Here is an 11,890-nt window from a genome sequence, read left to right as displayed (position 1 = left end):
CTTATGAAAGATAAAATTAAAATCACAGCAACAGATTTGTTCTTAAACTTAGGGTTTAAGAGTGTTACTATGGACGATATTGCTAATGAAATGGGGATTTCGAAAAAAACGATTTACACACATTTTAGCAATAAAACAGATTTAGTACATGAAGTAACTTCTTCTTTGTTTTGCGCAATTAGTGAAGGTATCGACCTTATTTGCGCCACAGAAAAAAATTCTATTGAAGAATTGTTTGAGATTAAGCAATTTGTGATGGAGCATTTGAAAGACGAAAAATCATCCCCACAATATCAATTACAAAAGTATTATCCGAAAATTTATGCGACGTTGAAAAAGAAGCAATACGATGTCATGCAAGATTGTGTAAAAGAGAATCTACAACGCGGAGTGAATACAGGAGTTTACCGAGATACCATAAATATTGAATTTATTTCAAGAATCTATTTTAATGGAGTTATTGGAATTAAAGACAATGAGTTATTCCCATTGAAGACTTTCCCTATGAGTACATTGATGGAATATTTTTTAGAATACCACATCCGTGCAATTTGTACGCCGAAAGGACTTGAAACATTAAATAAATTTATAACAACTAATCAATCACTATAATATGCGAAACAGACTAATATTTATCTTTAGTTTATGTTTTCTGAGCTTAGGATTTTCGCAAGAAAATCAAGAAGTGCCCAAAAGTTTCTCTTTGGACGAAGCCATTGCTTTTGCACTTGAAAACAACCGAACCGCTAAAAATGCAGAACGCGATATTGAATCTGCAAAAAAGCAAAAATGGGAAACAACTGCCACAGGACTTCCACAAATTAATGCCAATATTGATTATCAAAACAATATAAAACAACAGGTTTCTTTATTACCTGCAAGCGCTTTTGATCCGTATAATCAAATTAGACAATTAAACGATTTTTACGACCTAAGTAGTTTGCCTGTAGTTGATGCTATTCCTACTGCTCCTGGCGCAAACGAATTTATTCCTGTAGTTTTTGGAACAAAACAATCTGTAAATGCAAATATTACTTTAACGCAATTAATTTTTGATGGTTCGTATTTAGTAGGATTGCAATCGGCAAAAGTATTTTTAGAGATTTCTGAAAATGCCAAAGAGAAAACAGATTTAGAAATTCGAAAAGCAGTCATCAACGCGTATGGAAATGTATTACTTTCAGAAGAAAGTGTTGCTATTTTGGAACGCAATAAGATTACGCTTGAGAAAAATTTGAATGAAACTAGAAAAATCTACGAAAACGGATTAACAGAAGAAGAAGATGTAGAGCAACTCGAAATTACGTTGGGAAGTGTTGAAAGCAATTTGCGAAATATAAAACGTTTACGTGAACTTTCTTATAAGATGCTTAACATTACATTAGGTATTGATTTGAATAATGATACGAAACTTACAGATACGCTTCAAGCATTGGCAACTTTAAATATTGCGCCTTCTATACTATTAGTAGAAGATGATGTTACAGGAACCGTTGATTATAGAATTGCAACGAATGATACACGCTCTAAAGAATTATTATTGAAGTTAGAAAAAAGCAAAGCATTACCAACACTTTCAGGGTTTTTGACTGGCGGATATAACGGAAATGGAAATTCGTTTGAATTCTTTCAAAGGGAACAACAATGGTTTGGCTCTGCTGCTTTTGGAGTCAGTTTAAGTATTCCGCTTTTTAGTTCATTTCAAAGAAGTGCAGCAACACAACGTGCGCAAATCAATTTGGAAAAAGCAAAAGATGATTTATTGGAAACTGAACAACAGTTGAAATTTCAAATTGCTGCTGCAAAAAGTGATTATCAATTAGCTATTGAAGAGTACGAAACTGCAAAGAAAAATTTGAGACTTTCAGAACGTATCGAGAAGAAAAATCAAGTGAAATTTTTTGAAGGTATTGCATCAAGTTTTGAATTGCGCCAAGCACAAACACAATTATATTCAGCACAACAAGAATATTTACAAGCAATGCTCGATGTGATTAATAAGAAAGCTGAACTAGAAACTATTTTAAATCAAACTAATTAGTTTATTAGTTGATCAGTTTAAGGGTTTATAATGCAAACAAGTTATAACTATAATATGAAAGTATTTTCATTTGAAAAATTAAACGTTTGGCAGAAGTCTAAAGACTTGCGCATAAACTTCTAAACTAATAAACACATAAACTGATCAACTAACAATCTTAAAGAACAACTATAAAACATCAATCCTAATGAAAAAAATAAATATACTAATCCTTCCTATCATGCTTCTTTTAGCTTCTTGTGGTGGTGGAAATAAAGATGTAGATACACTTATTGCTGCAAAAGACATCAAAAAAATTGAAGAGAAAAGAGATGCTTTAAAAACTGAAAAGACAGCGCTTGAGGCTAAAATTAAACTACTTTCAGATGCGATTGAGGAAATTAATCCAACAAAAAAATATCCTTTAGTAACGACCATTGTTGCCAAAGACACCATATTCAATCACTATTTAGAATTACAAGGAAGTGTAGACACGAAGAAAAATATTGTAATTACACCTGAAACGAATGGAATTTTAAAGCAAGTATTTGTCAAAGAAGGACAGCGTGTTTCAAAAGGGCAAATTTTAGCAAGAGTAGATGATGGCGGAATGAGTCAGCAATTGGCACAATTACAAATTCAGGCAGACTTAGCAAAAACAACGTACGATCGTCAAAAAAGATTATGGGATCAAAAAATAGGTTCTGAAATTCAGTTCTTACAAACAAAATCTTCGTACGAAGCACAACAAAAAGCCGTTGATCAATTGCAAGTTCAAATTGCAAAAACAGCTATTAGAGCACCTTTTTCTGGTGTGATTGATGATGTAATCACGGAGCAAGGTTCGGTAGTTGGTGCAGGACAAACACAAATTATGCGTATTGTAAACTTGCGTGATATGTATATTGAAGCTGTGATTCCTGAAAAGTATTTAACAAGTGTTGTTGAAGGTGTTGATGTAGAAGTTTCTTTTCCAGTATTGGGAACAACAACAAAGGAAAAAATTCGTCAGGCAGGAGATTTTATTGATCCAAACAACCGAACGTATAAAATTGAAATTGGCATTTCAAACAAAGAAGGAAACATTAAGCCAAACTTAACTGCTAAGTTAAAAATCAACGATTATACCAACGCAAAAGCAATCTTAATTCCACAAAGTGTCATTTCTGAAAATGCAGAAGGTGATCAATATGTGTTCATCGCAAATGATATTGATGGTGCAACTGCAAAAGCAAAACGTGTCATTGTGAAAACAGGAAAAACACAAGGTGATTTTATTGAAATTACCAGTGGATTAAATGATGGTGACGCAGTTATTAAAGAAGGCGCACGAAGTGTAAAAGATGATCAAGAAATTAAGATCATAACTAAAAATTAACCTGTACCAAATGGCTAACAAAAAAACAAACAAAGAGTTCATTTTATCCTCTTGGGCGATTGATAATAAAACAATTATCTACATCGTAATGGGCTTAATTCTCGTCTTGGGAATCTCAGCGTACTTTAGTATGCCACGAGAAAATTTCCCAGAAATTATAGAAACCAAAATTTACGTAAGTACAGTATATCCTGGAAATACAGCAGAAGATATTGAAAAACTAATTGTAGATCCGTTAGAAGATCGACTCAAAAACGTAAGTGGCGTTGTCAAAGTTACCTCAACTTCTCAAGAAGATTACGGAATTATTGTAGTTGAATTTGATGAAAAAGTTAGCGTTGAATCGGCAAAATTTAAAGTAAAAGATGAAGTCGATGCCGAAAAAGGTGGCGAAGATTGGCCCACATTTAATGGTGCTAAAGTAGAACCTACCATTTTTAATCTAAACATTTCAGAAGAAACACCGATTCTTAATATCAATGTCTCTGGAGATTATCCAGTAGATAAATTAAAAGAATTTGCCGAAATACTAGAAGATGATATTGAAGACTTTGAAGAAATAAAACAAGTTGATATTCGTGGTGCACAAGAAAAAGAAGTAGAAGTTGCGGTTGATGTCTATAAAATGATGGCAGCACAAGTAAACTTCGAAGATGTAAGAAGTGCCATTGCAAATGGAAACTCAACAATCTCAGCAGGAAACATGATTTCTTCTGGACAACGACGTACCATTAGAATCATTGGTGAAATTGATGATCCTAAAGAACTTGAAAACTTCGTTGTAAAATCGTTAGATGGCCCTGTATACCTTAGAGATATTGCCGAAGTGCGATTTAAAGAAGAAGACAAAACCACGTATGCACGAAAATTTGGTGAAAGTGTGGTAATGCTTGACGTAAAAAAACGATCGGGTAAAAACATGGTAGCTGCAGCTGAAAAAATTAGTGAGGTTATTACTAAATTTAAAAGTTCTCACCAAGACCTTGAAGTTTCGATCACCAATGATCAATCTGAAAAAACCATCAATCAAGTAAATGACTTGGTAAATAACATTATTTTCGGAATCATTCTGGTAGTATTTGTCCTGATGTTTTTCTTAGGATTTAGAAATGCATTATTCGTAGGATTGGCAATCCCGATGTCTATGTTTATGTCGTTTTTCATCCTAAATTTATTAGGCTACACCATGAATACCATGATTCTATTTGCCTTAATTATGGGACTTGGAATGTTGGTAGATAACGGAATTGTAGTAGTTGAAAACGTCTATCGTTTAATGGAAGAAGAAGGAATGTCGCGTACACAAGCCGCGAAAAAAGGGATTGGAGAAATTGCGTTTCCAATCATCATTTCTACCTTAACAACCGTTGCTGCCTTTGTTCCGCTAGGAATGTGGCCGGGAACTATGGGACAATTCATGATTTATTTCCCAATAACACTTTCTGTTGTATTAGGTTCTTCCCTATTTGTGGCAATCTTTATCAACTCATTAATGGTCTCTCAATTCATGGAAGTTGGCGAGCGTGAATTAAAAATGAGACAACTGTTAATTGTTACGGTGGTATTATTGGTATTAGGAATTTTATCATACTTAATTGGTGGCGGATCTAGCGGTTTAGGGTCATTATTCATATTCATAGCCATCATGTTTTGGGTTTATAAATATGTACTAAAACCAATGGCGCGTTTCTTTCAAACTAAAATGTTAGCTGCTTTAGAAAGAACGTACGAACGTTTCTTACGATTTGCCTTAGGAAGTTGGAGACCGTATGTAATTACATTAGGAACATTTGTTTTATTATTCTTAGCATTTGGACTTTTTGGCGCATCAATAGCGAGTAAACGTACCAAAATAGAATTCTTCCCAGACAATAAACCAAATCAAATTATTGTCTATATTGAATATCCGCAAGGAACAGCGATTGAAAAAACAAACAACATTACCAAAGAAATTGAAACGCGTGTATACGAAGTCTTAAATGGCGATGAATACATGGATGCTGACAATAACTTCTTAGTGGAATCTGCGGTATCACAAGTTGGTGAAGGTGCTGGAAATCCACAAACGGATGGTGGTTCGGCTGCTGAAATGCCACACAAAGCAAAAATCACCGCGTCGATGCGCGAATATAAATTCCGAAAAGGTGAAGACAGTGAAGTATTGCGTCAAAAAGTAACCGAAGCTTTAAAAGGAATCTATCCTGGAGTTGCTATTTCTGTTGAAAAAGATGCTGTTGGTCCGCCAGCTGGTTATCCAATTAATATTGAATTAGAAGGGAACGATTATACACAATTAATTGCAGAAGCAGAACGCATGCGCGATTTAATCAATACTAAAAATATTCCCGGTATTGAAGAATTAAAAATTGACGTCAACAAAGGAAAACCTGCGATGCAAGTAGTTGTCGATAGAGAAAAAGCCGGAGAATTAGGCGTTTCGGCAGGACAAGTTGGACAACAATTACGAAACTCAATATTTGGTGTAAAAGCTGCTGTCTACAAAGAAGATGGTGAAGATTATGACATTTATGTACGTTTCAATAATGACAACCGATACAACATGAGTTCGTTATTCAACCAAAAAATGATTTTCAGAAATCAAATGGGGCAGTTGAAGGAAATTCCTGTGTCTGCGGTTGTAAAACAAAACAACACTTCTGGTTTTAGCGCCATCAAACACAAACAGAAAAAACGTGTGGTAACCGTATATTCCGGATTAATGCCAGGGTTTACAGATGCTGGCGCAATTGTAGCACAAATTCAAGCTGAAATGACCAATTTTAAGCCCGATGGTATCAAAATTGATTACACAGGACAAATTGAAGAACAAAACAAGCAACAAGCATTCTTAGGAAGTGCTTTCTTTGCAGGACTTGGATTAATTATGTTAATCTTAATCTTTCAATTTAGTTCTATCTCAAAACCAACCATCATTATGATTGCGATTTTCTTAAGTTTAATCGGTGTTTTTGGTGGAATATTAATCACTGGTGCGCCATTCGTAATTATGATGACCATGATGGGAATTATTTCCTTGGCGGGAATTGTGGTGAACAATGGTGTAGTTTTACTCGATTACAATCAACTACTCATTGATCGTAAAAAGGAAGAACTTGAAATTCCAGAAGAAAAATACTTACCAATTAATCATGTATTTGAAGCAGTTGTACGAAGCGGAAAAGCACGTTTGCGTCCTGTATTACTTACGGCAATTACAACGGTATTAGGATTAATTCCATTAGCGATCGGATTCAACATTGACTTCTTTTCTCTATTCAGTGAATTTGATCCAAAAATATATATTGGTGGAGACAACGTAATTTTTTGGGGACCATTAGCATGGACAGTAATCTATGGATTAATCATTGCTACGTTCCTTACGTTAATTATCGTTCCGATACTATTCTTCCTAATCACGAAATTCAAATTCTGGGCATTCAAAAGCAAACGACCAGAAATAGATGTTGAAGATATAGATATCAATGAAATTGATTTACCGATAAAAACGGTATAGTAAAAAAGAGCGCTGCGCTGCAAGAGTAGAGAAACAAGACTTTCCTATCTATGCGCATTCTTGATTCCTTACAATCAATTAGAGACTCGTTATAGTTTTGACTGGACTTACTAAAGTTTGTAAAGACTGAGTTTCATTAAAACAAAAAAGCCCGAAATCTAATTTAGATTTCGGGCTTTTTGTATGATCGTTATTTCTTTATTTGTTGCTCACAATTGGATTTGGATTTGTCCAATGATTAACATTTACAATTTTACTATTAGAATAATCAACTTCGCTTAAACGATTTGTATTCCAGAAAAACCATTTTCCAACTTTCTTTCCGTTCTCGTAATTTCCAACGGCAATTTTCTTTCCGTTCGCATCATACGATTTCCATTCTCCTTGTAATTTTCCTTCCTTAGTAAAAAATCCTGTTTGTGCTACAGTTCCATTATAATGAAAATAAGTCGCTTCAATTACGTCTCCTTTTTTCTCTAATGTTGGCTTGTTATTTTGTGCGAATGCAACTGTTCCCGAAAGGATGAACACTGCTATGATGAGTAACTTTTTCATATCTATATTTTTAAAATGACTTGAGGCTTTCTTAATAATTACATTACAAAATTAACGTTTTTTTTACTTTCAAGCAACATTTACATAACATTAAATTAACATTGAATCTGTAAAACACTTATTATCAATTAAATAAACAACACTTTCAATGTTAACGCTACTGAAAAAAAAGGGGGAAACACCTGTATATATTTAGGTTTTACATGACTGAAATCGTCCACAATACCTATTAGTTTTGGTAAAAACTAAAACTACTATTTATGGGATCAATTGGAATTGAATGGGTCAATCAATACAACGGAAATGCTTCTGACCTTAGTAATAATGACAATAATGCAAGAGGTTTTTACAACACCTTACAAGGTGTAAAACAATTTGATTATGGTGATAACTTAGCGTGGGATCAAGATTTTGAAAAATCAGGAAAAGGTTCTCCTTCTACAGGAACAGATACTTCGTATGCTGATAATGTTGACATTGCTTTCTTTTCAGGTCATGGATCCAGAAATTATTTACTTTTTGGAAGAAACGACTTTGACAATGGAAAAGCCAGAAATACAGAAATGGAACTTGGTGACAAAGACTTAGAATGGATCGTTTTTGACGGTTGTCAAGCATTAGAATCTAATGGGGTATTTGACCGTTGGGGTTGGGGAGTTTTTAAAGGATTGCATTTTATACTCGGTTTTGCAACTATATGTTATGATAAAAAAAATCGAGGTGAAAAATTTGCAAGACGATTAAACGACTCTTGGACCGTTCGCGAAGCATGATGGATTAAAGCATGTAAAGAAACTGAACCAGCAGCTACAGAGTGGGCATATTTACGCGCCAACGAAGGAAGCATTAGCACTTATAGTGATCATTGGCATGGAAAAGGATCCATAAGTATTGATCCTGACAATCCAACTTCTTTAGCTTATGCAAACGGAAGCTGTTAACATTCAATCATCAAAAAAATAGTAAAAAATGAAAGATTCATTATTCAAACTCAATACAGAATTACCAAAACATATTGGTCGTGTACCCATGTATAAATCGTTTCACTTTGATACAGCTTCAAGCAAAAACAAAGAATATGCGGACTATATCGCAAAACGAACAAAATTTTTACGCTCCAACTTCAAAACTGAAGGCGAGCTGAGAGATTTAGGAGATCAACTAATCATTAGAAACGAAAAAGAAGCACTAGAAATTTACACTGCAAGTGATTCTTTTTGGTGGACAGATCGTACAAACGCATACAGCGAAAACAAAGAAAACGCTAGAAATTTACCGAATAAAGATGAAGCGGTTCAACATGCTAGAAAGCTTTTGGAACAACTAAGAATTGATCAAAGTACGATGAAAGTACATTCAGTTTCAAACTCTTTTACAGCTATGAGTGAATCGCCAAAAGACAAAAATCCTGAAAAATTTCCAACAAGCGTAAACGTCAATTTTACACATGAACTAGAAGGCTTACCAATATTTGGTTCGGGCGCAAAAACACAACTATCATTCATTAATAATGATCAACTAATAGAATTTTTACACTTCAACAGAACACCAAAACAGGAAGGAAAAGCCGAAGTCATCACTCCAGAAAGAGCTTTACAACAAGTATTTGATAATTTCCGATTTGCAGTTATCAAAGAGCAAGGAAAAAGCTCAGGGGAAATCACAGATGTCAGTTTAGGATATTACGCGACAAGTCCATCAGATTTGCAACGTTATTTAATTCCTGTATACAAAGTACAAGGAAGTGTAAGTACACCTGCATTAGAAAACTACGATTTCAATTTATTTGTTATTGCTGCTAAGGAAAGTCAAGAAATGGCAAAACGAAAAGGTCAAACGAATCAAGCCTTAGAAACCGTTTTTAATTAATAGCACTCCTAAACGCTTCACTAAAGTTAGTGGAGCGTTTTTTATTTTATAAAATCCTATTTCTTTTTGGTCCTTTCTTGATATATTACATATGTTATAATTTCCGTATATTTGTTGGTATAATACTTCATTATTATGGGAGCAGTTGAGTTAAAAAACAGAATACAAATATTTTTAGATAATGCCGATGAAAGAGTATTAGCTATAGTTAACGGTGTTTTTGAAAACTACTACAAAGACCAAACTGTAGCCTTTCATCCTGATGGCACTCCTATGACAAGACAAGAATACAAAATGGCGTTGGATACTGCTGAAGAACAAATTGAAAATGGAGATTTTATTTCTGCTGAAGAATTTGAGCAACAAGAAGATTAATGGCTGAAAAAGTTTCAAAAATAGTTTGGACACGCCAAGCTAGAGAAGCACTTACTTCAATTTTAGATTACAGATATAAAAATATTCCTTCTGCCCGAAAAATTATTCGTAATGATATTATTAGTTCTTCAAAAGAAATTGTTTTTATAATGCAATTCCAAGAAGATGATATCTATCCTAAGTATCGAAGAATAATTGTTCGTGATTACAAAGTTCTTTACACAGAGAAAAAAGGAACTATTTACATTATGAATGTGGTTTGCACAAAAACTAAATAAAAATCAATCAAATGAAATAGTTGCTCCCAAAATATTTCCATTCCTACACCATTCATCCACCAAAAACCATTAAATTTGCGCTTTTAAAATCGCATATACATGTACAGATCACATAGTTGTGGTGAACTAAGAGCATCACACATTACACAAGAAGTTACCTTAGCAGGTTGGGTTCAAAAGTCTAGAGATAAAGGGTTTATGATTTGGGTTGATCTTCGCGATCGCTACGGAATCACGCAACTCATCTTTGATGAAGAACGTACACCAAAGGACGTTTTTGAAAAAGCAAAAGCACTCGGTAGAGAATTTGTAATTCAAGTAAAAGGAAGTGTGATTGAGCGTGAAGCAAAAAACTCAAAAATGCCAACTGGCGACATTGAGATTCTTGTTACGGAATTGACACTTTTAAATGCTTCACTATTACCACCATTTACGATTGAAGATGACACAGACGGCGGCGAAGATATCAGAATGAAATATCGCTACTTAGACATTCGTCGAAATCCTGTAAAAAACAGCTTAATGTTTCGTCATAAAGTATCGATGGAAGTTCGTAAATACTTGTCTGCGCAAGATTTTATTGAGGTGGAAACTCCTTATTTAATCAAGTCTACGCCAGAAGGTGCACGTGATTTTGTGGTGCCTTCTCGTATGAATGAAGGACAATTTTACGCCTTGCCACAATCGCCACAAACCTTTAAACAACTTTTGATGGTTGGCGGAATGGACAAATATTTCCAGATTGTAAAATGCTTTAGAGATGAAGATTTACGCGCCGACAGACAACCTGAATTTACACAGATTGATTGTGAAATGGCGTTTGTAGAGCAAGAAGATATTTTAAATGTTTTTGAAGGATTAACACGTCACTTATTAAGTGAAATCAAAGGAATTGAATTAGAGAAATTCCCAAGAATGACGTACGATCACGCTATGAAAACGTACGGAAATGACAAACCAGACATTCGTTTTGGAATGGAATTCGGAGAACTCAACGAAGTTGCACAACATAAAGAATTTGGCATATTCAATTCGGCTGAATTAGTGGTCGGAATTGCAGTTCCTGGAGGAGCAACATATACACGTAAAGAAATCGACAAATTGGTTGATTGGGTAAGACGTCCACAAGTGGGCGCATTGGGAATGGTATATGTAAAATGTAATGAAGACGGAACGTTCAAATCGTCAGTTGATAAATTTTACGATCAAGATGATTTAGCAAAATGGGCAGAAGTAACTGGCGCAAAAGCAGGTGATTTAATCTGTGTATTATCTGGAAACACAAATAAAGTACGTGCACAACTAAGTGCGTTACGTATGGAAATGGCAACTCGTTTAGGATTGCGAAATCCAGCAGAATTTGCACCATTATGGGTCATAGACTTCCCGTTATTAGAACTCGATGAAGAAACTGGACATTACCACGCAATGCACCATCCATTTACGTCACCAAAACCTGGACAACTAGAATTGTTAGATACAAATCCTGGCGATGTAAAAGCAAACGCGTACGATTTAGTATTAAACGGAAATGAAATTGGTGGTGGATCTATTCGTATTCACGATAAAGAAATGCAAGCAACAATGTTTAAGCATTTAGGATTTACCGAAGAAGAAGCAAAAGCGCAATTTGGGTTCTTAATGGATGCTTTCCAGTATGGAGCGCCGCCACATGGTGGATTGGCTTTTGGATTGGACAGATTGGTTGCTATTTTGGGCGGACAAGAAACCATTCGTGATTTCATTGCGTTCCCAAAAAACAATTCGGGTCGTGATGTTATGATTGACGCGCCTGCGACAATTGATGAGCAACAACTAAAAGAATTGAGTATTAAACTCGATTTACACTAAAACATATTAAAAAGCCCGTTTTAAAAAACGGGCTTTTACTTTTACGGTGT

General features: G+C 34.6%; 9 protein-coding genes and 1 pseudogene. 9 read left to right on the top strand and 1 reads right to left on the bottom strand.

The features are described from left to right. The first annotated feature begins 3 nt into the window (after window positions 1–3). From H2O64_RS06295 to H2O64_RS06280, 4 genes are all read left to right on the top strand, one after another. The gene (locus H2O64_RS06295) at window positions 4–612 is read left to right on the top strand and encodes a TetR/AcrR family transcriptional regulator (protein ID WP_187561319.1); all 609 of its coding nucleotides are present in this window, start codon (window positions 4–6) and stop codon (window positions 610–612) included. Window position 613: 1 nt separating this feature from the next. Further along, the gene (locus H2O64_RS06290) at window positions 614–2,041 is read left to right on the top strand and encodes a TolC family protein (RefSeq protein WP_187561318.1); all 1,428 of its coding nucleotides are present in this window, start codon (window positions 614–616) and stop codon (window positions 2,039–2,041) included. A 187-nt stretch (window positions 2,042–2,228) separates the two neighbouring features. Continuing rightward, window positions 2,229–3,398, top strand: a complete 1,170-nt coding sequence (locus H2O64_RS06285) for an efflux RND transporter periplasmic adaptor subunit (RefSeq protein ID WP_187561317.1) — start codon at window positions 2,229–2,231, stop codon at window positions 3,396–3,398. A 10-nt stretch (window positions 3,399–3,408) separates the two neighbouring features. Beyond that, entirely contained in the window at window positions 3,409–6,912 is a 3,504-nt protein-coding gene (locus tag H2O64_RS06280; protein ID WP_187561316.1) for an efflux RND transporter permease subunit, read from the top strand. Between the two features lie 198 nt (window positions 6,913–7,110). Here H2O64_RS06280 and H2O64_RS06275 read toward each other — a convergent pair whose 3' ends face one another. Further along, on the bottom strand, window positions 7,111–7,467 hold the full coding sequence (locus H2O64_RS06275; protein ID WP_187561315.1) for a toxin-antitoxin system YwqK family antitoxin: 357 nt from the start codon (window positions 7,465–7,467) through the stop codon (window positions 7,111–7,113). A 260-nt stretch (window positions 7,468–7,727) separates the two neighbouring features. Between H2O64_RS06275 and H2O64_RS06270 the strand changes: the two are divergent. The 5 genes and pseudogenes from H2O64_RS06270 (at window position 7,728) to aspS (ending at window position 11,840) form a co-directional block, all read left to right on the top strand. Next, a pseudogene (locus H2O64_RS06270) lies at window positions 7,728–8,408 on the top strand (DUF6345 domain-containing protein). Between the two features lie 28 nt (window positions 8,409–8,436). After that, window positions 8,437–9,336: a hypothetical protein gene (locus H2O64_RS06265; protein ID WP_187561313.1), complete on the top strand. Its 900-nt coding sequence runs from the start codon at window positions 8,437–8,439 to the stop codon at window positions 9,334–9,336. 135 nt (window positions 9,337–9,471) lie between these two features. Then, on the top strand, window positions 9,472–9,711 hold the full coding sequence (locus H2O64_RS06260) for a hypothetical protein (protein WP_187561312.1): 240 nt from the start codon (window positions 9,472–9,474) through the stop codon (window positions 9,709–9,711). Then, window positions 9,711–9,989, top strand: coding sequence for a type II toxin-antitoxin system RelE/ParE family toxin (locus H2O64_RS06255; protein ID WP_187561311.1), 279 nt, complete (start codon window positions 9,711–9,713; stop codon window positions 9,987–9,989). The genes H2O64_RS06260 and H2O64_RS06255 overlap by 1 nt, the downstream gene beginning before the upstream one ends. Window positions 9,990–10,088: 99 nt before the next feature. Then, window positions 10,089–11,840 carry an aspartate--tRNA ligase gene (gene aspS / locus H2O64_RS06250; protein WP_187561310.1) on the top strand — a complete coding sequence of 584 codons (1,752 nt, stop codon included), beginning with the start codon at window positions 10,089–10,091 and terminating at the stop codon, window positions 11,838–11,840. The last annotated feature ends 50 nt before the right edge of the window (window positions 11,841–11,890 follow it).

The organism is Kordia aestuariivivens (assembly GCF_014397005.1).
Taxonomy (GTDB): Bacteria; Bacteroidota; Bacteroidia; order Flavobacteriales; family Flavobacteriaceae; genus Kordia; species Kordia aestuariivivens.
The sequence above is the reverse complement of the archived record's forward strand: the minus strand, read 5'-3'. Positions and strand labels throughout refer to the sequence as shown.

What these genes read in the sequence shown, in the direction of transcription:
- H2O64_RS06295 (WP_187561319.1), top strand. Translation starts at nt 4, where the DNA reads ATGAAAGATAAAATTAAAATCACAGCAACAGATTTGTTCTTAAACTTA.
- H2O64_RS06275 (WP_187561315.1), bottom strand. Translation starts at nt 7,467, where the DNA reads ATGAAAAAGTTACTCATCATAGCAGTGTTCATCCTTTCGGGAACAGTT.
- H2O64_RS06280 (WP_187561316.1), top strand. Translation starts at nt 3,409, where the DNA reads ATGGCTAACAAAAAAACAAACAAAGAGTTCATTTTATCCTCTTGGGCG.
- H2O64_RS06260 (WP_187561312.1), top strand. Translation starts at nt 9,472, where the DNA reads ATGGGAGCAGTTGAGTTAAAAAACAGAATACAAATATTTTTAGATAAT.
- H2O64_RS06285 (WP_187561317.1), top strand. Translation starts at nt 2,229, where the DNA reads ATGAAAAAAATAAATATACTAATCCTTCCTATCATGCTTCTTTTAGCT.
- H2O64_RS06265 (WP_187561313.1), top strand. Translation starts at nt 8,437, where the DNA reads ATGAAAGATTCATTATTCAAACTCAATACAGAATTACCAAAACATATT.
- H2O64_RS06255 (WP_187561311.1), top strand. Translation starts at nt 9,711, where the DNA reads ATGGCTGAAAAAGTTTCAAAAATAGTTTGGACACGCCAAGCTAGAGAA.
- H2O64_RS06290 (WP_187561318.1), top strand. Translation starts at nt 614, where the DNA reads ATGCGAAACAGACTAATATTTATCTTTAGTTTATGTTTTCTGAGCTTA.
- aspS (WP_187561310.1), top strand. Translation starts at nt 10,089, where the DNA reads ATGTACAGATCACATAGTTGTGGTGAACTAAGAGCATCACACATTACA.